We start from the raw sequence: 19,781 nt of genomic DNA on the forward strand, positions 1-19,781 counted from the left end.
CTCTCCACTCGGGCACCGCCTCAAGGGAGAGACTGTCACCCCACCCCGCTCGCGCTCCGCGCGATCGACCCTCCCCTCCCAGGGGAGGGTAAGAGCCCCTACTCCGGCTTGCCGTAATTCGGTGCCAGCAACCGGTTGCGGATCAGATAGCTCATCGTGCGCGTCCAGGCTTCGTCGCTGTTGCCGCGCATGTCGGCGCTGGCGACCGTGATCACGTTGCCGGTCTTCACGTCGCGCAGATAGATGTTCAGATTGATGATCAGGTTCGAGACCTTCTGCACCATGCCGGTGATTTCTAAGTCGGCGCCGAGCTGCCCGGCGAGCTTAAGGTCGCAGCCGCCGCAGGCCTGCAGGTTGGCGTGACGGGCGGCATCCCTGATTGGCGCGATGTCGAGCACCTGGAACTTGCCTGAGTCAGCCAGTTCCTTGCGCAGCTGCTCGCTGATGCGCTCCAGCCGCGCCTCTTCAAGCTTCGAGCCGTAGAACTCGCCGGGCAGGCTGGTGTCGATCAGCTCGAAATCGAACACCGCGAGTTTCGGCGGATCGGCGAACGCGGCCGATCCCGTCAACAGTAGTGCGGCGAGACATATCAGCGCTCGCACGATCGTGATTCCAGTCCCCGCGCCTGCGAGGACGAAATGCGGGGTTGCATGCCCTGACAAATTGGTCATGCTTTAGCAGAGACAATTCTCCACCAGCGGTCAAGCCGGGGGGAACGCCTGGAGGAAACATGATCCGATGGTTGGTCGGCCTGATCGGCTTGGGTGCTGCCGCGGCGAGTGCGCTCGCGGCCGACCCTGTCATGATCGGCGTCGGCTATCTCGGCGTCGCCGGCACCAGATCGACGCTGTCGCTGGTCGAGCAGCCCGCGGAGAATGACGGCATCGCCGGCGCCCGCCTCGCCATCGAGGACAACAACACCACGGGGAAATTCCTCAACCAGCGTTTCACGCTGGAGGAGCGCCGCATCGGGGAAGGCGAGGACGTGGTGCAGGCTGCGACCGCGCTCGCCGAGAAGAACGGCTTCATCATCGCCGACCTGCCGGCCGATGCGCTGCTGAAAGTCTCGGACGCCCTGCGCGATCGCGGCACGCTGCTGTTCAATGCAGGCGCAATCGACGAGCGGCTGCGCGAGGCCGATTGCCGCGCCAACGTCATCCACACCGCACCGACGCGCGCGATGCTGGCGGATGCGCTCGGCCAATATCTGGTGTGGAAGCAGTGGAAGCGCTGGCTGCTCGTGGTCGGCTCGCATGAGGAGGACAAGCTGTTCGCCGATGCGCTCAGGCGCACCGCGACGCGGTTCGGCGCCAAGATCGTGCAGGAGCGCACGTTTGAAGACAAAGGCGGCGCGCGGCGCACCGACTCGGGCGTGACGCTGATCCAGCGCCAGATGCCGGTGTTCACGCAACAGGCGCCGGCCTATGACGTGCTCGTTGTCGCCGACGAGAGCGAGGTGTTCGGCGCGTACCTTCCCTATCGCACCTGGGATCCGCGGCCCGTCGCGGGCTCGGCCGGTCTCGTGCCGCGCAGCTGGGACGCGGCGCAGGATCAATGGGGCGCGATCCAGATGCAGAACCGCTTCGTCAAGCTGAACTCGCGGCGCATGACCGCGCTCGACATGCAGGCCTGGACCGCGGTGCGCATGATCGGCGAAGCCACCTCGCGCACCAATTCCGGCGAGGTCAAGAAAGTCGCCGATTTCATCAAGGGCCCGGATTTCTCGGTCGCCGCCTTCAAGGGGACGCGGCTCACCCTGCGCGACTGGAATCTCCAGCTTCGCCAGCCGATCCTGCTGGTCGACGGCCGCATGGTGGTGTCGGTCTCGCCGCAGGAGGGATTCCTGCACCAGGTCTCCGAGCTCGACACGCTCGGCTACGACCGTCCGGAGAGCAAATGCAAGCTGAAGTGAGCAATTTGAGATGAGTTCGAGCCGCCACCGCGACGACGCTGCGCCCCCTCCCCCGCTTGCGGGGGAGGGTTGGGAAGAGGGTGTCTCAGTAAGGAAGACTCCCCAAGAGGAGCGAGCCCTCTCCCGCATCGCATCTGTCGATGCGATACGACCTCCCCCGCAAGCGGGGGAGGTGAAGGCAGCCCGCGCACAACCTCAGCGCATCGAAGTGCAACGTCCCTTGCATACGCTGATGTTGCCCCTCTCGCTGTTTGCCGGACTAGCGCTTGCGAACGCGCCCGCGCATGCGTTCATCGCCTATGTCTCGAACGAGAAAAGCAACACGGTGTCTGTGATCGACACCGACAGCTGGACCGTGACCAAGACCATCAAGGTCGGCCAGCGTCCACGCGGCATCGATTTCACCCGTGACGGCAAGTTCGTGATGGTCGCGGTCGGCGACGACGACACCATCCAGGTGATCGACGCCAAGACGCAAAGCGTGGTGGACAGCTTGCCCTCCGGGCCCGACCCGGAATTGTTCGCTCAGGATGCCGCGGGGAAAATCCTCTACGTCGCCAACGAGAACGACAACACGGTGACTGTGATCGACCTCGAGAAGCGCGCCCGGCTCGGCGACATCCAGGTCGGCGTCGAGCCCGAGGGCATGACCATCAGCCCCGATGGCAAGACGCTGATCAACACGTCCGAGACGACCAACATGGCGCATTTCATCGACACATCGTCGCGCCAGATCGTCGCCAACGTGCTGGTCGATGCGCGGCCGCGCTTTGCCGAATTCAAGCATGACAGCTCGGAAGTGTGGGTCTCCTCCGAGATCGGCGGCACCGTCTCGATCATCGATCCCAACAAGCATGAGGTGATCGGTAAGGTCACCTTCGAGATCCCGGGCTTGCGGAAAGAGGCGATCCAGCCGGTCGGCATCGGCATGACCAAGGACGACAAGACCGCCTTCATCGCGCTCGGCCCCGCCAACCGCATCGCCGTGGTCGACGTCGCGACGCGCAAGGTGCTGAAATATTTGCTGGTGGGGCAGCGGGTCTGGCACATGGCGTTCACGCCGGATGAAAAATACCTGCTCACCACCAACGGCGTGTCGAATGACGTCTCCGTCATCGACGTCGCCGCGCAAAAGGTGATCAAGACCATTCAGGTGGGCGAACTGCCCTGGGGCATCACGATCGCGCCATGACCAGCCCTGCCCCCATCGCCGAACCGCGTGAGACGCCGAGGCTGGAATTGGCCGCAGTGCCGGCGCTATCGATCGACAGCGTCAGTCATTCTTACGGGCCGCGGCGGGCACTGACCGACGTCTCCTTCAACGTGCAGCCCGCGAGCTTCACCGCGCTGCTCGGCCTCAACGGTGCCGGCAAGAGCACGCTGTTCTCGCTGATCACGCGCCTGTTCGGCATCCAGGCTGGCCGTGTCGCCATCTTCGGTCACGACATCAGCAATACTCCGGGCGAGGCGCTGCGGCTGCTCGGTGTCGTGTTCCAGCCGCGTACGCTCGATCTCGACCTCTCGCTGACGCAGAACCTGCTCTATCACGCTGCGCTTCACGGCATCAGCCGGCGTGAGGCGGCTTCACGTAGCGCCGAGCTGCTCGGGCGCATCGGGCTCTCCGAGCGCGCCGGCAGCAAGGTGCGCGATCTCTCGGGCGGGCAGATGCGGCGACTGGAGATCGCACGGGCACTGCTGCACCGGCCGCGGCTGCTGTTGTTGGACGAGCCGACCGTCGGCCTCGATGTCAAGGCGCGCGCCGACATCATCGGCCATGTCCGCCAGCTCGTGACCGAGCAAGGCATCGGCGTGCTCTGGGCGACGCATCTGTTCGACGAGGTCATGCCCAATGACGATCTCGTGGTGCTCCACCAGGGCAAGGTGCTGGCGCAGGGGCCGATGAGCCGCGTCGTCACGGAAGTCGGTGCGCAGGACGTCAACACCGCCTTCATGCGCCTGACCGGCGCGCAAGCGATGCCGGGAGGCATCGCATGAGCAGCATCACGACCCGCGAGGCGCCGCGCGGCTTTTCGTCCGCGGAGTACATGACCTGCCTCACCGGCATCGTCTGGCGCGAAGGCCTGCGCTTCCTGCATCAGCGCGAGCGCTTCGTCTCGGCGCTGGTGCGGCCATTGGTGTGGCTGTTCATCTTCGCCGCCGGCTTCCGCCAGGTGCTCGGCATCTCCATCATCCCGCCCTACGAGACTTACATCCTCTACGAGGTCTATATCGCGCCCGGCTTGATGGCGATGATCCAGCTCTTCAACGGCATGCAGTCCTCGCTGTCGATGGTCTATGACCGCGAGATGGGCAACATGCGTACGCTGCTGGTCAGTCCGCTGCCGCGCGGCTTCCTCTTGTTCTGCAAGCTGCTGGCGGGCACCGCGGTGTCGCTGCTCCAGGTCTATGCGTTCCTCTTGATCGCCTGGTTTTGGGACATCACGCCGCCACCCTCGGGCTATCTCACCGTCCTGCCGGCGCTGATCCTGTCCGGCCTGATGCTGGGCTCACTCGGCATGCTGATCTCCTCCGGCATCAAGCAGCTGGAAAACTTCGCCGGCGTGATGAATTTTGTCATTTTCCCGATGTTCTTCGCCTCCTCCGCGCTCTACCCGCTCTGGCGGGTCCAGGAGGGCAGCCCTTATCTGTATTACCTCTGCGAGGCCAATCCGTTCACTCATGCGGTCGAGCTGATACGATTTGCGCTGTACGGACAGATCAACTGGGTCTCGCTGGCGGTGGTCGCAATCTGCACAATCGTGTTCATGATTGGTGCGATTTTCGCCTATGATCCGTCACGCGGGCTGGCGCGACGGGGGCCTGCAGGAGGCGAAGGATGAGGGTTCTGGTCCTGGCGGTCATGGCGATTGTGCTGTCGGGCACGGCCGCGCGCGCGGCCGATCCGCGCTATCCCGACTGGCCCTGCACCCAAGCCAAGGTGCCGGAGATTTCGCTCGCGGCCGTCTGGGCCGGCCCGCCGCTCGACGAAGTGCAGAGCAAATGGAAGGACGATGCCAAGATCAGCGCGCTGGTCGCAAAGCTGTCGGCGCGCAAGACGCCACTCGACGAGGCCGAGAAGTTGGTGAAGGAGTTTCTGGCCGCCTCCGCGTCGGACAAGACGGCGAACGCCAAGCTGCTGTTCGCCGGCCTGTTCGACACGCTTAACGCCCAGCGCTCCCAGGTGATAAACGGCCTCGAACGCGTCAGCCGCAAGCAGCGCGAGGCCGCCGACAAGATCCGCGAGGAAACGCTGGCGCTCCAGGCGCTCCAAGGCGTAACGCCCCGCGACGATGCCAAGATCGAGGCGCTCAGCAACGAACTGATCTGGAAGACCCGTATCTTCGAGGATCGTCACAAAGTGGTGCGATTCGTCTGCGAGGTTCCGACCACGATCGACCAGCGCCTGTTCGCGCTCGGGCGCGTGATCCAGCAGGAAATGGAATAGCGTCAGGCTGGCTGACAGCTCACCAAAGTTCCCGCGACATCACCGCGATCGTTAACCTTCCGCCGCGCTATCTGGCGGAACCAAATCGCTCTAGGATGTCTTGGTCAATCCAGGACATCCAATCCAGGACATCGGGAGGCCTCGATGGGAACAACGAAATTCATCTTCGCGAGCGTTGCGGTCATCACCATGTTCGCATCCAGCGCCTTTGCCGACGATCTGACCGGAATGATCACGCGGATCGATCGGCTCAACGGCACGATCTCGATCCAGCAGACGCAGAAGGGCACGGTCGGCGCCAGCTCAGGCAGCGCCGGCGCACTCCAGGAGTACAAAGCAAAGGACGCCGCGATGCTGGATGCCGTTCATGCCGGCGACCGCGTGACCTATACCGCCACCGAGACCAACGGCACGGGCACGCTGACGAAGTTGCAGAAGCAATAGGTGCGGTCTTCGCCTTCACTTCTCCAAGGTGCGACACAGCGTCATGGCCGGGCTTGTCCCGGCCATCCACGTCTAGCCACGCGGAACGAAGAACGTGGATGCCCCGGCCTTGCGCCGACGCGGCTTCGGGCGCGCAGGCAGGACAAGCCCCGGCATAATTGTGTGGCGTTACTGCTCCGGGCGCGGCTCCGGGTGCGCTTCCTCGGTGGGGAGTTTTGCGCCCTCCCAACCGTCGGTGCCGTCAGGGTACCAGGCGATGTTGGAGTAGCCATACGCCAGCGCGCGCTTGGCGGCGTTCCAGGACATCCAGCAATCGGCCAGGCAATAGATCACGAGCAGCGCGGCCTTGTCGCCGCGCGAGGCACGCGCGAGGCCGCGCTGCAGGTAATCGTCCACGGACGGCGGCAACGCGCCGTAGCCGGAGTCCGGCAGCCACAGGCTGCCCGGAATGTTCCTGCGCGGTGCATCTCGCCACACCGTGCCTGCGGGAAGATTCTTCGGCTTCGGCGGCCGCGGCATCACGTCGACGAAGGCACCGCTTTTCGTCCGCCAGATCGCCTCGGCTTCCGCCGTCGTCAGCACGCGGGCGCCGGCGAGCGTCGCGGGCACCGGCGCGCGGTAATTGTCGGTGCGGTAGCCTTCAGGCTCGAACGGCTCCTGCTGCTGCGCCAATGCCGGCCCTGTCAGAACAGTGGCGAGCAGCGCAACGGCAATATGCCGTTTCATGGCGTCTTCTTGGCCGTCTCCGCGCCGAGCGGCCGATTGTTCTCATCCAAAAGAGGTACGCCGAAGTCGAGCAGGATCTTGTTGATCTCGCCCTGGTTCTCCTGGATCAGCTTGTTGAGCTGCCGCTTCCAGTTCTGATCGGCCGGGCGCACGCCCATGCCGATGCGATAGACCAGCTTCGGCCCGGTGGTTTCTTTGACCAATGGCGTAACGTGAAGCGAAGCGCCGGCATTTTTCGCATAATAGCCGGCCATCGGGCCCCACAGCACGCCGGCGTCGATCTTGCCGGCGGCGAGGTCGTCGATCATGGCCTGCGCCGAATTGTCGAAGCGGGTGTCGATCATCAGCGGATAGGGCTTTGCATCGCCCATCAGACCGGCTATCGCCATGTTGGTCGCCGGCGGTGTGCCAGCGACGATGCCGACATGCTTGCCCTTCAGCCGCGCATCCTCCAGCGTATCGACGTCCTCGAGTCCGCTGCCGGCCTTGGCGACCAGCGCATAGGTCGTGCGGTAATAGGGATTGGTGCCCTGAACGAGGTCGTCGCCCTGCGGGAAACCCATGATGACGTCGCAGCGATGCGCACCCAGCGTCATGCGCACGAAGCCGGTGGCCTGCGGGAAGAAGACGTAGTCGAGCTTCTTCTGGAGCTTGTCCGCCAAGAACTCGGCGAGCTTGTTCTCGAACCCCTCACCCTTCTCGTTCGAGAACGGCAAATTGCGCGGGTCGGCGCAGACGCGCAGCACCTTCGGATCGACCAATTCGAAGGAGAGATCGCCGGCCTCGTTGGTCTGCGCGATCGCAGCATCGCCGAACGCGCAGGACGCCACCAGGATCCACAGTGAAAACAACCAGCGACGATGTCGTCCGGCCTCCGTCATCGCGCTTCCTCCTCGTTTTGTTTGAATGTTATCCATGCAACGCATGACGGGCCATGTTTGCCAGCTTTGTGTTGGTTTTGCTTTGTTGCAGCGCAATGCAGCAAACACTCTGAACTGAGGCGGAAAAGTGTCTCACATCGCTTCAACGATCGCAGTCCTGTTCCTGCTGGGGTTCGTCACGTTAGCACGCGCCGAGGCATCCGAATTGCCTGTGAGCGAAGTCGCGCCGGGAATCTTCGTACACTCCGGGACCATCGCCCTGATGACCCGCGAAAACGAGGGCGACATCGCCAACGTCGGCTTCATCGTGGGCGGTGATGCGGTGGCTGTGATCGATACCGGCGGGAGCTACCGCGAAGGCAAGGCGCTGCTGGCGGCCGTGCGGGCGAAGACGCCCAAGCCGATCCGCTACGTCATCAACACCCACGGCCATCCCGATCATGTTTTCGGCAATGCGGCCTTCGCCGATGGAAACACCATCTTCGTCGGGCACCAAAAGCTTCCCCAGGCGCTCGCGACGCGCGGGCCTTTCTATCTCGACAATTTCCGCCGCATCATGGGCAATGAGCTGATCGATCCCGTGAAGATCATTGCCCCTACCCTGCTCGTTTCGGACACGACGACGCTCGATCTCGGGTCGCGCCGGCTGACCCTGCGGGCCTGGCCGGCCGGGCACAGCGACAATGATCTGACTGTGTTCGATGAGACGACTAAAACCTTGTTGGCAGGCGATCTCGTCTTTCTCCGCCACATTCCGGTCATGGACGGCAGCATCCGCGTCTGGCTAGACACGTTGAAGGAATTGCAAGCCATTCCGGCGCTGCGCGTCGTTCCTGGTCACGGCCCCGTGAGCGACTGGCCTGCCGCACTGACCGATGAGCGGCGCTACCTGTCAACGCTGCTGTCCGACGTCCGCGCCCTGAACAAGAAGGGCGAGCCGATCCGAACCGCCGCCGACAAGGCCGCCGGGTCGGAACGGCCGCGCTGGGCGTTGTTCGAGGACTACAACGCCCGCAACGCAACCGCAGCATTTTCAGAAATTGAATGGGAGTAGCGGGCGCGCTACGATGGGCGAAACGCCCGCAGGACCATGACCATGTTGGGATGCACACGCCGCCTGGCCTTGACCGCCGTACTGCTTGGCATCGCGTTCGCGATGCCGGTGCAGGCGGAAGAGGCCGACGACCCCTGGCCGGGCCTGGTGCAGGACATCTTCAGCAACCGTCCGATGAACGACGGCAGCACCGTCATCGGCATCGAAATGCCCTATCGCGCCGAGGATGCGGCCATCGTGCCGGTCACGCTGCGCAGCAAGCTGTCGCTCGGCGATGGGCGCCGCATCCGTTCGATCACGCTGGTGATCGACCGCAATCCCGCTCCGATGGCGGCGAAGTTCGAACTCGGACCGGATGCCAATGTGACGGAAATCTCGACGCGCGTGCGCGTCAACAATTACACCGACGTGCATGCGGTCGCCGAGCTCAGCGACGGCCAGCTCTATGTCTCCAAGGTCTATGTCAAGGCCTCTGGCGGTTGCTCTGCGCCGGCGGCAAAGAACGTCGAGGAGGCCAAGAACCGTCTCGGCCAGATGCGCTACCGGCAATTCGCGCGCGAGGACGCGCCGGCGAGCCGCGTCCGCGAGGCGCAGATCATGATCGGCCATCCCAACAATTCGGGCCTGCAGATGGACCAGGTCACGCAGCTCTATATCCCGGCCTTCTTCATCAACCAGCTCAAGCTGACGCAGGACGACAGCCCGGTGCTGTCGATGGAAGGCGGTATCTCCATCTCGGAAGATCCCAATCTGCGCTTCACCTACGTCTCCAACGGCGCCAAGCGCTTTCGCGCGGAGGCGAAGGACACGGATGGGCACGTGTTCCGCAATGAGTGGGACGTGGAGAAGCCGGGGACGTAACGCGAGCGCCCTCCCCTGGAGGGGTCCGGGACGAGCGTAGCTCGCCCGTGGGTCGGCTCACATGGAGCGCAGCGGAATGTGAGACGGGGTGGGGTGCCGGTTTCTCCACACCCAACAATGCCCGAGTGGAGAGATCACCCCACCCCCCTCGCGCGGCGCGCGATCGACCCTGCCCTCCAGGGGAGCGTGATCGCCGCACAACTCAAAAACACCTCACCTCGGCTTCGGCCTGCGCGCGCCGGAGATCATTCACCGCCGAGTTCGCCTGCTCCGAGGTGCGGAACTGGACGCCGAGATTGCCGCGGACCTGGGACATGCTGAGCGCGGTCTCCGCGGTGACGTAGCGCTCATAGGGCACGATCGAGGCGACTACGTCGATCGAGCACGAACATTGCTCGATCGCAGACCGCGTCTCGCCATTGGCCTTCATGCAACCATAGACGTACTCCGCGCGCGCCGATGTCGGATAATCATTGGCGTCCTCGGCCTGCGCCGCGCACGCGGTTACTGCCAATACGGCCAATGCGGCGACAATCGGTCGTACCTGTCCCGCCAGTTTCATACGCATCCTCCCGCTGGTTGCGACCAAAGCTATGCTATGCGTATTGTCCTGAAAAGCACTCCGTCAGAGGAAACGGCTCACAAGGTGATGAGAGCACGTGGTGTGATAAGAGCACTCGGTCGAACATTGGTGCTCGCAGTGACGCTGGTCTCGACGCTGGCCGTACCCGGCCGCGCCGCCGAGACCATCCGCCTTGCGGTGCAGAAAACCGGAACATTCTCCTGGGAGCTGGCCGCGATCCGCGCGAACGGTCTGGACAAGGAGGCCGACCTCTCGCTCGAGGTCACCGAGCTCGCGAGCACGGAAGCGGGCAAGATCGCGATGCGCGCAGGCGGCGCCGATATCATCCTGTCGGACTGGCTGTGGGTGTCGCGCGAGCGCGCGCTCGGCGCCAAGCTCACTTTCTATCCCTATTCCAGCGCGCTCGGCGCGGTGATGGTGCCGGCGGCTTCTCCGATCAAGACGCTCGCCGACCTCAGGGGACGCAAGCTCGCGATCGCCGGCGGAGCGATCGACAAGAGCTGGCTACTGCTCCAGGCCCGCATGAAGCAGGACGGCATCGACCTGAAATCTGCGGCGACCATCGTCTATGGCGCACCGCCCCTGATCGCTGCCAAGGCGCTCGACGGCGAGATGGATGCGAGCCTCAATTTCTGGAATTTCTGCGCACAGCTCGAAGCCAAGGGCTTTCGCCGCCTCGCCGGCATCGAGGACATCCTGCCAAAACTCGGCGCCAAGGGCCCGGTCGCCGCGGTCGGCTATGTCTTCGACGAGAGCTGGGCGGCAAGCCATCGTGACGCCATCGCGCGTTTCATCGCAATGACGCGAAAGGCCAAAGAGCTGCTGGTGACCTCGGCCCCGGCCTGGGACAAGATAGCGCCGCTCACCGGCACCGCCGATCCGGTCCTGCTCAAGACCTATCGCGACCGCTATCGCGACGGCATCCCGCGCCGGAGCATTGCCGACGAGGAGGCGGATGCACGCGTGCTCTACCGCGTGCTCGCCGAGATCGGTGGCCGCGATCTCGTCGGGCCAGCGGCCGAGCTCGATCCCGGCACGTTCTATCACGCAGTCCCCGGAGACTGAGGTGCTGCGTCTTGTCTCGTCTGTCCTGTTCCTTGCAATCTGGTGGATCGCCGCGCTGTTCGTCGGCGGCGCAAAGCTGCCCTCCCCGCCTGCCGTGCTCGAGGTGATGATCGCGGAAGCCGCGAGCGGCGCGTTGTTCCTGCATCTCGGCGTCACGCTGGCCCGCGTCACACTCGCCTTCGTGCTGGCAATGTCGCTCGGCAGCGCCATCGGCTATCTGATGGGACGAGTGAAGCTTGCCGACCGGCTCGGCGATCCCTGGCTGATCCTGCTGCTCAATTTGCCGGCTTTGGTCGTGATTGTGCTGGCCTATATCTGGGCTGGCCTGACTGAAGCCGCCGCGATCGCAGCGATCGCCATCAACAAGCTGCCGACCGCCATCGTCACCTTGCGCGAGGGCACCCGCGCGCTCGACCGCTCGCTCGACGAGATGGCGAGCGTGTTCGCGATGCCGCGCTGGCGCGCCTTCCGCCACGTCGTGCTGCCGCAACTTGCGCCCTATATCGCAGCCTCCGCGCGCTCCGGATTGTCTCTGGTATGGAAGATCGTGCTGGTCGCCGAGCTTTTGGGCCGCCCGAACGGCGTCGGCTTCGAGATCGGCGTCGCTTTCCAGCTATTCGACACGCCGCGGCTGCTCGCCTATTCGCTGACCTTCGCCGCCGTTGTGCTCGTCATCGAAACCTTGCTGGTGCAGCCGTTCGAAGCCCGCGCAACACGGTGGCGGCCCCGTGCGGCTTGAGGTCGAGATCACAGGCAAGACGTTCAGGAGTGCCGCGGGCGGAACGCACGAGGTGCTGGCGCCAGTCAAATTCGCGCTTCAATCCGGCGAGGTCGGCGTGCTGATCGGCCCCTCCGGCTGCGGCAAGAGCACGATGCTGCGCATCATCCTCGGGCTCGATCATGAATTTCAGGGTCGCATCGCGCGGCCGCCGAAGGCGCGGATCGGCATGGTGTTCCAGGAGCCGCGGCTGCTGCCGTGGCGCTCGGTCGAGCAGAACGTGCGCTTGGCTGCGCCCGGTGTGACCGAGGCCAAACTATCCGAGCTTTTCAGGATCCTGGAGCTTCAGGCGCATCGCGACCATTTCCCCGGCGAGTTGTCGCTGGGCCTTGCCCGGCGCGTGGCGCTGGCCCGCGCCTTCGCGGTCGAGCCCGATCTGCTGGTGCTCGACGAGCCCCTCGCCTCGCTTGACGACGCGCTCGCCGGCCGCCTGCGCGACGAGATCGCAACGCTGGTGGCGAGCCGTCCGGTGATGACGCTGCTCGTCACCCATAGCATCGACGATGCGATCCGGCTCGGCGACCGACTGCTCTTCCTGTCGCCAAGGCCGGCGCGCATCGTGCAGGAGGTGCCGATCGCGATCCCGCGAGCGGAGCGCAGCGAAACCGATCTCGGCAGGATAAAGGCCGAGCTCGCGGCGCTGCAGCTTGAATCGAAATGAACACTCGTGGTCAACTGGGGCCAAACAAGACCGTCGAGGGAGGGTTCACGATGCGACGTCAGCTGATTGCGATCTGCATCCTGTTGGTCGCGATGCCGGGCGCGGCGCTCGCGCAGACCAAAGGCAAGGGCATCCGGCTCTGGAATCTCACAACGGAGACGATCTCCGGCTTCCAGCTCGCTCCCGCCGGCAGGACCGACTGGGGTCCGAACCAATGCTTGAACGACAAGGACAAGGAGGTCGACCACGACGAGCGGCTGCGCATTACCGGCGTCGAGCCGGGCCGCTATGATGCCAAGGTCAGCTATGCCAATTCACGGCAGTGCATCGTCCGCGACATCGAGATCAGGGCGGATGCGGTGTTCTCGATCGTCGACAAGGATCTGAAGGACTGCACCAAATAGCGAGGCCGGCTTACGCCTTGTCGTTCGGGTGCGGATATTCGCAGCGCCATCGCACCGCATGCCACTTCGGGTGCTCGCCGACCCATTGCGCGATATAGGGCGGCGCGGCCATCGCGCATTGCCGTGGCGACCCGGAATAGTTGAACACCAGATGCTGCTCCTCGCAGGTCGCGGGCGAGAGCACCGCACAGACAGTCACCACCAGGTCAATCGGGTTCATGCCGGGATCCTCTCGCAAAGGGGCGATGGAGACTAGCACGAAAGGTTACGTGCCAAGGAGCGGGAAGTTTCAATCCGGCGTGAGAGAAAATGGGGCTCTTTCCCGTCTCCGCCCGGGCAGACAGAGGGGAACATGGGCGCGTTAAAAGTTAACCCCGAAGACAACCCTCGCCTGGTGACGCTCGAAATTGACGAGGTCGAGATTGGCGGATGATCCGGCCGGACGTCCCCAGGCCTGCATGCTCCAGCTCAAGGTCAGCCGCGAGCGCTCGGAGAGCTGAAGATAGGCGGTGGGGCCGACGAACAGGGCGTGGCCCGAAAACTCGCCGAGGCCGATGCCGTCGTATTGCCGGAAATAGCGCATCTCCCCGCCGAGCAGCACATTGGGCCGCACGCGCACCATGCCGGCAACCGCCGCCCCGATCGTCGAGCTCTTCTCGGACAGTCCCGCCATCTCGAAGCGCGCCCATTCCGGCTGATAGATCAGATTGAGCGCGGCGATGGCGAAGTTCGGAACGAGCTCGCGGTCGAACGCAAGCGTGAAGTCGGTGCCGTACATCCGTCCCTTCGCGCCGCTGGTCTCGTCGATGCGGTCGCGATGGAGCTCGGCGGCGACAGTCAGGCCGAACGGCGCGTGCGCGCGGTCGAGCAGACGATAACGCAGATCGAGCGAGGCGCCCTGGAAGTTGAACTGGCGGCGATCGTCGATGTCGGGGACGCCGGTGATGTCGTGCAAGCTGGCGGTACCGCCGACCTCGACACGGAAGTTCGGCAGCGGCACCACCTCGATCTCGACCTCCTGCGTGAGCGCGCGATAGGTCCCACCGCCCTTACCAAATCGTCCCGTCGTCTCGCTCTGGAATTCGCGCTCGCCGACGCTGCCGACATCGGTGCCGATCATGAAGCCGAAGATGTGCTCGGTATCAAAGCCTTCTTCGGCGCTGACGCATACAGGTAGAAGCGCGACTGTGCAGGCAGCTATGGTCCAGAAGGGATTGGCTCTCGCGCGCATTCCTGACACTACCACGGCTTCGACGGCGTTTGCCATCGAAGCCGCGGCAGGTCGTCAGTCTTACTTGCGCGAAGCGCAGGCGTACATGTTGATTTCCATGCCGACCGGCACTTCCACGATCTTCGGAGCTTTCCAAGCCATTCGGGGTCTCCCAAGGTATTGAGCGCGACATCGCGCGGGGCAAAACGTAGGGCTGGGTCCCCTGTAGTTCAAGCGCCGAATCGGTGTTCGGATGCGTCTGGGTCGATTCTTCGCGGCGGCATTTCTCTCTCGGGCAAAGCCAGTTCTCTCTTGGTCAATTACAGATCTTGGGGACATCGCCCTGCGCGACACACCGCGCCTCGAATCGACACCAACAGTGCCGCGTCGTCAGCAGTCCTTACCTGCCGTTTGCGTGTTGGGCTTAGCACCTTCCGCCCGCTCCGCCGCAGTTGGCTGGCTCTGCATCTGCCGCTGCGCATCTTCGGACGAGGCAGCTGCGCCGCCGCTGGCACGATTCATCGTGCTGGTCGGCGGATGCTGACCCGTTTCGCTGGACGAACTCTGCGACTGCGCCGAGCCCACGGTGACTGGACCGGAACCGGCATCCTTGTCAGTGCTGGCACTGCCGGTGTTGCACGGGCCGGCCATAGCGACGCCCGCGCTCAACGTCAGGATCGCGCAGGCAGCAAGAACGGAATGTTTCATGGTCATCTGCTTCTCCTCTTCTCCCGCCGCGCTGCCCCGGCGCGGAGCAGGACATCGCGAAGAGAACAGGCCGAATAGCCCGATGTTCCGGGCTTCCGATCGGAATTAAGCTCCTGCCGGGGCGGACCTCAGCGCAGCAGCCGCAGCAGCGCGCGGCCGGCCCGCGCCTTCAGCTCTTTTGCATCGAGCGTCCCGTCCTTGTCCGGGTTGGCCGCATTGAAGCGCTGCTCCACCACGGACAGGTATTCGTCGAGCGTAAGCGTCCCATCGCGATCAGGATCGGCGGCGGCGAGCTCTTTCGCCGACAACCGTCCCCGCAACTCGCGGGCGTCGAGCGTGCCGTCGTGGTCGGGGTCGAGCTTGGCGAACAATGCGCTGGCCGCCTTCTTCACCTCGGCGAGATCGAGCGTTCCGTCATTGTCGGTATCGAACATCTTGACCGCGTTGCCGGATGCCGCGAGGGCCGGACCGGACAGCAATGCAATCGTGAGCGCAAGCGCGACTGAGTGACGTGACATCATCGAAACCTCCTGAGAACCTCAATTCGAGCGGGATCGAAATGAGATAAGGCCACAAATGTGACCCGGTTCAACGGAAATTACAACCTGCGCGCGCCACGACTCGCGGAAGCGAGCCGCGCCGACCCGGCCCGCTTCCGGCCCAGCGCTTCGCGTCGCGGAATTTTTCCAGCGCCTGCGCACAAGTGAGTGCTGGGCTGTCAGGTCTCCGTCAGGTCACCGGCATCCGGCGCCAGCATATCGGCGCCGGACTTGCGACTTTCGTATTGACGCGTTTTGTATTCGGGCGGAGTGTTGCACCTGCAGCGTCAAAAGGCGCGCACATTGGGAGGAACGGATGAAACGCTTTGCGATGGCCGCGAGCCTCGTCATGCTTGCATCGACTTGTGCAAGCGCACAGACCACCGAGCAACTGGTCAAGGGCGCGACCGATACATCGAATGTTCTCAATTACGGAATGGGCTACAATCTGCAGCGTTTCTCCACGCTGAACCAGATCAATAAGGACACCGTCAAGAACCTCGTCCCGGTCTGGAACTACTCTTTCAACGATGATCGCAGCGAGGAATCGCAGCCGCTGGTGTACCAGGGCGTGATCTACGTGACCTCGCACAATGCGACCATGGCGGTGGATGCCAAGACCGGCAAGCAGATCTGGAAAACCAAGGTCGAGTATCCCGCCGAGACGCCGCGCATCGTCTGCTGCGGCATCATCAATCGCGGCGCCGCGCTCTACGACGGCAAGGTATACCGCACCACCCTCGACGCCAACGTGATCGCGCTGGACGCCAAGACCGGCAAGGAGTTGTGGCGGCAGAAGGCTGCCGACATCAAAGAAGGCTATTCGATGACGGTGGCTCCGCTGGTCGCCGACGGCGTCGTCATCACCGGCATCTCGGGCGCCGAATTCGGCACGCGCGGCTTCATCGACGGCTGGGATCCGGCGACGGGCAAGCATCTCTGGCGCACCCATTCGATCCCTTCCCCTGACGAGCCCGGCGGCGACACTTGGAAGGGCGACACCTGGAAGCTCGGCGGCGGCTCGACCTGGATCACCGGGTCCTACGATCCCGAGCTGAACACCGTCTATTGGGGCATCGGCAATCCCGGCCCGTTCAATTCGGCGGTCCGCCCCGGCGACAATCTCTACACCTGCTCCGTGCTGGCGATGGATCCGAAGACCGGCAAGATCAAGTGGCACTACCAGTTCTCGCCGAATAATCCGTTCGACTATGACAGCGTGGCCGAGATGGTGCTCGCCGACATGAACGTCGAGGGCAAGCCGACCAAGGTGCTGATGGACGCCAACCGCAACGGCTTCTTCTACGTGCTCGACCGCACCAACGGCAAGCTGCTCGCGGCCAACCCCTACGTGAAGGTCAACTGGGCCACCGGCATCGATATGAAGACCGGACGTCCGATCGAGACCGACGTTTCGAAGGACGCGCGCGAGGGCAAGAAGGTCACCGTCTATCCGTCGATCCTCGGCGGCAAGAACTGGGAGCCGATGTCGTTCAATCCGCAGACCGGCCTGGCCTATGCCAACACGCTCGCCTTCGGCGGCAGGTATAAGACCGAGCCCGTCACCTTCAAGCAGGGTGAATGGTATCTCGGCATGGATCTGACCGATCTCTGGGAGTACGGAGACGGCCCGCGCGGCCATCTCAAGGCGATCGATCCCCTGACCGGCAAGGCGAAATGGGAGGCCCCTGTCGACATCCCGCGCTTCTCCGGCGTGCTGTCGACCGCAGGCGGCGTCGTGTTCACCGGCGCGCTGACCGGCGAGTTCGAGGCCTTCGATGCCGACACCGGCAAGAAGCTCTGGCAGTTCCAGACCGGCTCCGGCATCGAGGGGCAGCCGGTGACCTGGCAGCAGGACGGCGTGCAGTACGTCGCAGTGACAAGCGGCTATGGCGGCGTCTACTCGCTGTTTTCCGGCGACGAACGACTGGCGCAGATTCCGCCCGGCGGCTCGCTGTGGGTTTTTGCGGTCAAGCAATAACCACGACACGATGCTGAAGCAGATATCTCACAAGACGGCGGCGATGTTCGCCGCCGTCGCGGTGTTGACGGTCGCGCTTGCGGCGACCGTTCGCGCCGCGGACGATGCACCCGGCAAGCCGCTGCAGGTGCAGATCGACCACGGCAAGTCGACCTATGCCGAAAAATGCTCGCACTGCCACGGCCCGAACTTGATGAACTCCGGCACCATTACGCCGGACCTGCGCGCCATTCCCGACGACAAGACGCGCTTCGTCACCACGGTGAAGAATGGCAAGAACAACAAGATGCCGCCCTGGGGCGACATCCTCAGCGACGACCAGATTGGAGACCTCTGGGCCTTCATCTCGAGCCGGAGGAAGCCATGAGGGGTCGGCTCGCCGCGTGGAGCGTTGCCGCGATCCTCGCGGCGGTGCCTACGGTCGCGCACGCGGCGGAGGATCCGCTGAAGGTCTGTCTCGACGAGGACCGGCCGCCGCTCTCGGTGCATCAAAAGGGCAAGCCCGGTGCGGGCTTCGACGTACTGCTGGCGCAGGCGATCGCGGAACGGCTGGGACGGCCGCTGACGATCCAATGGTTCGAGAGCAAGCTCGATGAGGATTCCAGCCCACAGCTCGAGGCGAATGCGCTGCTCTCGGACGGGCGCTGCGCACTGGTCGGCGGCTACGCACTGACGCAGGACTCGCTCGTCAAGCCCGGTATGAAGACGGCGCGCCTGCCGGATTTCGCCGGCGCCACGCGCGACGACCGGCGCCGCCGCGTCGCGCTCGGCGTGCTCGCGCCGAGCCGGCCTTACCTCTATTCGCCGATGACGGTGGTGCTCGGGCCGAAGGCGAAGGGCCGCAAGGTCGGCGACATCGGCGATCTCGCCGGGCTTCGCCTGGTCATCGAAAGCGGCTCGCTCGGCGATGCCATCCTGATGACCTTCGACAAGGGGCGCCTGATCGACAACATCACCCATCTCGTGCCCGGCCGCGACGACCTGCTCGGCGCGCTCCAGCGCGGTGATCATGACGCGACGCTGATCGACCTTGCGCGCTTCGACGCCCATCGCGCCGCGCACCCCGATACGGGGCTCACCGCATCCGGCTACTATTATCCGATCGGCGTCAATCGCGGCTATGTCGGGCTTGCCGGCAATCCCGCGCTGATCGAGGCCGTCAACACCGCGCTTGGCCAGCTTGCTGCCGAAGGCAAGATCGCCGAATTCGGCAAGCAGGCCGGCCTCACCTATCTGCCGCCGCGCGAGCCGGCGATCCTCGGCGATGTCTGGATGAAGATCATTCAGCGGTGATTGCCCGGTATTCCGGCGCCCGAAGGCAAGCCCGCAATCCATTTCTCGGCAGCGCAGCCCGATGGATTCCAGGCCGGCGAGCCGCGCTCGCATCCAGGAGTGATTGGCGATGCGACCAATGCGCCAATCTGTCTCGGCTGTCGCCGATGGCAGAGACGATGCGATGCAGTACCCTCGATGAAAATGCTGGAGGGAATCATGTCCGCAAAGCTCGATCGCCGCCACTTCGTCGCCGCCGGTGCCAGCGCATTCGCGATGCCTTTCCTCTCGCGCGGCGCCTCGGCGCAAGCTGCATGGCCGTCGCGGCAGATTCGCATGATTTGCAGCTATCCCGCCGGCGGACAGACCGACCTGCTGGCGCGCGCCTATGGCGAATTCATCGCCAGGCAGATCGGCAAGACCGTCGTCATCGAAAACAAGCCCGGCGCCTCCGGCGCAATCGGCACGGCGGAGGTCGCCCGCGCCGAGCCCGACGGCCACACCGTGCTATGCTCGATCTCGACCACCTACATCATGAACCGGGTGGTGATGAAGAATCCCGGCTACGACATGGACAGGGATCTGACCCTCGTCAGCGTGATTCCCGGCGCCGGCCTGTTGCTGGTCGCGAACCCCAAAATCGGCGTCAAGAGGCTGGAGGATTTCGTCGCCTTCGCGCGCAAGAGCGGCAAGGTGAATTTCGGCACCTACAGCGCGGGATCGGCCCCGCACATGACGATCAACGAGCTCAACAAGCAATACGGTCTCTCCATCGAGCCGGTGCACTACCGCGGCGAAGCCCCGATGTGGACCGGCATGCTGGAAGGCACGCTCGATGCCGCGATGGGCAGCTATACGGCGGCGCAATCGGTCCTGCAAAGCGACCGCGGCACTGTGTTCGCCGTGCATTCGAAGAAGGTCGACGCGATCCCGACCGTAAAGACGCTCCCCGAGCAGGGCGCGACGTCGAAATTCTTCACCGTGAGCGGCTTCACCGGCTGGGCGGTGCCGAAGGCGACACCGCAGCCGGTCGTCGACCGGCTGGCCGAGCTCTGCGTCGCGGCTAACAACGATCCGAAGGTGAAGGAGGTTCTCGCGACCTTCGTGCTCGAACCGGCCCTCGGATTCAAGGAAACCAATGCGCTGTATCAGCGCGAATTGCCGGTCTGGATCGAGAGCGCAAAGTCGCTCGGCCTCGAGCCCGCCTGAATCGGAGGCAAGGCGCGGTCGCGCTCACGGCGCGCTGGCGTCCGACCA

25 protein-coding genes are annotated in these 19,781 nt (G+C 64.3%); 16 read left to right on the forward strand and 9 right to left on the reverse strand.

Annotation, left to right across the window (positions count from 1 at the left end; all coding sequences use genetic code 11):
- Nucleotides 1-98 precede the first annotated feature (98 nt).
- Nucleotides 99-671, reverse strand: coding sequence for a DUF3280 domain-containing protein (locus IVB01_RS20960; RefSeq protein ID WP_247280507.1), 573 nt, complete (start codon nt 669-671; stop codon nt 99-101).
- A gap of 59 nt (nt 672-730) precedes the next feature.
- On the opposite strand from IVB01_RS20960, the gene IVB01_RS20965 reads away from it, so the two are divergent.
- The 6 genes from IVB01_RS20965 (at nt 731) to IVB01_RS20990 (ending at nt 5,801) form a co-directional block, all read left to right on the forward strand.
- The gene (locus IVB01_RS20965) at nt 731-1,912 is read left to right on the forward strand and encodes an ABC transporter substrate-binding protein (RefSeq protein ID WP_247280506.1); all 1,182 of its coding nucleotides are present in this window, start codon (nt 731-733) and stop codon (nt 1,910-1,912) included.
- A 232-nt stretch (nt 1,913-2,144) separates the two neighbouring features.
- Nucleotides 2,145-3,104: a YVTN family beta-propeller repeat protein gene (locus IVB01_RS20970; RefSeq protein ID WP_247280505.1), complete on the forward strand. Its 960-nt coding sequence runs from the start codon at nt 2,145-2,147 to the stop codon at nt 3,102-3,104.
- Nucleotides 3,101-3,907 carry an ABC transporter ATP-binding protein gene (locus tag IVB01_RS20975; protein WP_247280504.1) on the forward strand — a complete coding sequence of 269 codons (807 nt, stop codon included), beginning with the start codon at nt 3,101-3,103 and terminating at the stop codon, nt 3,905-3,907. Before IVB01_RS20970 ends, IVB01_RS20975 begins: the two co-directional genes overlap by 4 nt.
- Nucleotides 3,904-4,752, forward strand: coding sequence for an ABC transporter permease (locus IVB01_RS20980; protein WP_247280503.1), 849 nt, complete (start codon nt 3,904-3,906; stop codon nt 4,750-4,752). Before IVB01_RS20975 ends, IVB01_RS20980 begins: the two co-directional genes overlap by 4 nt.
- Nucleotides 4,749-5,357 (forward strand): hypothetical protein, encoded by a 609-nt coding sequence (locus tag IVB01_RS20985; protein WP_247280502.1) that lies wholly within the window; start codon nt 4,749-4,751, stop codon nt 5,355-5,357. Before IVB01_RS20980 ends, IVB01_RS20985 begins: the two co-directional genes overlap by 4 nt.
- A 144-nt stretch (nt 5,358-5,501) precedes the next feature.
- Entirely contained in the window at nt 5,502-5,801 is a 300-nt protein-coding gene (locus IVB01_RS20990; protein ID WP_247280501.1) for a copper-binding protein, read from the forward strand.
- Between the two features lie 168 nt (nt 5,802-5,969).
- Here the strand turns inward: IVB01_RS20990 and IVB01_RS20995 are convergent, their stop codons facing one another.
- Nucleotides 5,970-6,527 carry a PQQ-dependent catabolism-associated CXXCW motif protein gene (locus IVB01_RS20995; RefSeq protein ID WP_247280500.1) on the reverse strand — a complete coding sequence of 186 codons (558 nt, stop codon included), beginning with the start codon at nt 6,525-6,527 and terminating at the stop codon, nt 5,970-5,972.
- Entirely contained in the window at nt 6,524-7,408 is an 885-nt protein-coding gene (locus IVB01_RS21000; RefSeq protein ID WP_247280499.1) for a substrate-binding domain-containing protein, read from the reverse strand. Before IVB01_RS21000 ends, IVB01_RS20995 begins: the two co-directional genes overlap by 4 nt.
- 127 nt (nt 7,409-7,535) lie before the next feature.
- Here IVB01_RS21000 and IVB01_RS21005 point away from each other — a divergent pair, with 127 nt between their 5' ends.
- Together IVB01_RS21005 and IVB01_RS21010 are read left to right on the forward strand one after the other, a co-directional pair.
- A complete protein-coding gene (locus IVB01_RS21005; RefSeq protein ID WP_247280498.1) occupies nt 7,536-8,462 on the forward strand; it encodes a quinoprotein relay system zinc metallohydrolase 2 in 927 nt (308 codons plus the stop codon).
- Nucleotides 8,463-8,504: 42 nt separating this feature from the next.
- Nucleotides 8,505-9,323: a quinoprotein dehydrogenase-associated SoxYZ-like carrier gene (locus IVB01_RS21010; RefSeq protein WP_247494830.1), complete on the forward strand. Its 819-nt coding sequence runs from the start codon at nt 8,505-8,507 to the stop codon at nt 9,321-9,323.
- A gap of 202 nt (nt 9,324-9,525) precedes the next feature.
- Here the strand turns inward: IVB01_RS21010 and IVB01_RS21015 are convergent, their stop codons facing one another.
- Nucleotides 9,526-9,885 carry a hypothetical protein gene (locus tag IVB01_RS21015; protein ID WP_247280496.1) on the reverse strand — a complete coding sequence of 120 codons (360 nt, stop codon included), beginning with the start codon at nt 9,883-9,885 and terminating at the stop codon, nt 9,526-9,528.
- 87 nt (nt 9,886-9,972) lie between these two features.
- Here IVB01_RS21015 and IVB01_RS21020 point away from each other — a divergent pair, with 87 nt between their 5' ends.
- The 4 genes from IVB01_RS21020 to IVB01_RS21035 are packed head-to-tail and all read left to right on the forward strand — an operon-like array spanning nt 9,973 to nt 12,814.
- Nucleotides 9,973-10,971 carry an ABC transporter substrate-binding protein gene (locus IVB01_RS21020; RefSeq protein WP_247280495.1) on the forward strand — a complete coding sequence of 333 codons (999 nt, stop codon included), beginning with the start codon at nt 9,973-9,975 and terminating at the stop codon, nt 10,969-10,971.
- A 1-nt stretch (nt 10,972) separates the two neighbouring features.
- Nucleotides 10,973-11,710, forward strand: coding sequence for an ABC transporter permease subunit (locus IVB01_RS21025; RefSeq protein WP_247280494.1), 738 nt, complete (start codon nt 10,973-10,975; stop codon nt 11,708-11,710).
- Nucleotides 11,700-12,410: an ABC transporter ATP-binding protein gene (locus tag IVB01_RS21030; RefSeq protein ID WP_247280493.1), complete on the forward strand. Its 711-nt coding sequence runs from the start codon at nt 11,700-11,702 to the stop codon at nt 12,408-12,410. The genes IVB01_RS21025 and IVB01_RS21030 overlap by 11 nt, the downstream gene beginning before the upstream one ends.
- Before the next feature lie 50 nt (nt 12,411-12,460).
- Complete coding sequence (locus IVB01_RS21035; RefSeq protein WP_247280492.1) at nt 12,461-12,814, forward strand: hypothetical protein; 354 nt, start codon at nt 12,461-12,463, stop codon at nt 12,812-12,814.
- A 10-nt stretch (nt 12,815-12,824) separates the two neighbouring features.
- Here the strand turns inward: IVB01_RS21035 and IVB01_RS21040 are convergent, their stop codons facing one another.
- From IVB01_RS21040 to IVB01_RS21060, 5 genes are all read right to left on the reverse strand, one after another.
- On the reverse strand, nt 12,825-13,034 hold the full coding sequence (locus IVB01_RS21040; protein WP_130211758.1) for a hypothetical protein: 210 nt from the start codon (nt 13,032-13,034) through the stop codon (nt 12,825-12,827).
- A gap of 141 nt (nt 13,035-13,175) precedes the next feature.
- Nucleotides 13,176-14,081 carry a hypothetical protein gene (locus IVB01_RS21045; RefSeq protein WP_247280491.1) on the reverse strand — a complete coding sequence of 302 codons (906 nt, stop codon included), beginning with the start codon at nt 14,079-14,081 and terminating at the stop codon, nt 13,176-13,178.
- Nucleotides 14,082-14,105: 24 nt separating this feature from the next.
- Entirely contained in the window at nt 14,106-14,186 is an 81-nt protein-coding gene (gene pqqA / locus IVB01_RS21050) for a pyrroloquinoline quinone precursor peptide PqqA (protein WP_008562446.1), read from the reverse strand.
- Nucleotides 14,187-14,414: 228 nt separating this feature from the next.
- Entirely contained in the window at nt 14,415-14,738 is a 324-nt protein-coding gene (locus tag IVB01_RS21055) for a hypothetical protein (protein ID WP_247280490.1), read from the reverse strand.
- A gap of 122 nt (nt 14,739-14,860) precedes the next feature.
- Nucleotides 14,861-15,253 (reverse strand): calcium-binding protein, encoded by a 393-nt coding sequence (locus IVB01_RS21060; RefSeq protein ID WP_247280489.1) that lies wholly within the window; start codon nt 15,251-15,253, stop codon nt 14,861-14,863.
- 334 nt (nt 15,254-15,587) lie between these two features.
- On the opposite strand from IVB01_RS21060, the gene IVB01_RS21065 reads away from it, so the two are divergent.
- From IVB01_RS21065 to IVB01_RS21080, 4 genes are all read left to right on the forward strand, one after another.
- Nucleotides 15,588-17,252 carry a methanol/ethanol family PQQ-dependent dehydrogenase gene (locus IVB01_RS21065; RefSeq protein ID WP_247280488.1) on the forward strand — a complete coding sequence of 555 codons (1,665 nt, stop codon included), beginning with the start codon at nt 15,588-15,590 and terminating at the stop codon, nt 17,250-17,252.
- 10 nt (nt 17,253-17,262) lie between these two features.
- Nucleotides 17,263-17,619, forward strand: coding sequence for a c-type cytochrome (locus tag IVB01_RS21070; RefSeq protein ID WP_247280487.1), 357 nt, complete (start codon nt 17,263-17,265; stop codon nt 17,617-17,619).
- On the forward strand, nt 17,616-18,545 hold the full coding sequence (locus IVB01_RS21075) for a transporter substrate-binding domain-containing protein (protein WP_247280486.1): 930 nt from the start codon (nt 17,616-17,618) through the stop codon (nt 18,543-18,545). Before IVB01_RS21070 ends, IVB01_RS21075 begins: the two co-directional genes overlap by 4 nt.
- Before the next feature lie 198 nt (nt 18,546-18,743).
- Nucleotides 18,744-19,733, forward strand: a complete 990-nt coding sequence (locus IVB01_RS21080; protein WP_247280485.1) for a tripartite tricarboxylate transporter substrate binding protein — start codon at nt 18,744-18,746, stop codon at nt 19,731-19,733.
- The last annotated feature ends 48 nt before the right edge of the window (nt 19,734-19,781 follow it).

Origin of the sequence: Bradyrhizobium sp. 164, assembly GCF_023073715.1 — a bacterium.
Classification (GTDB): Bacteria; Pseudomonadota; Alphaproteobacteria; order Rhizobiales; family Xanthobacteraceae; genus Bradyrhizobium.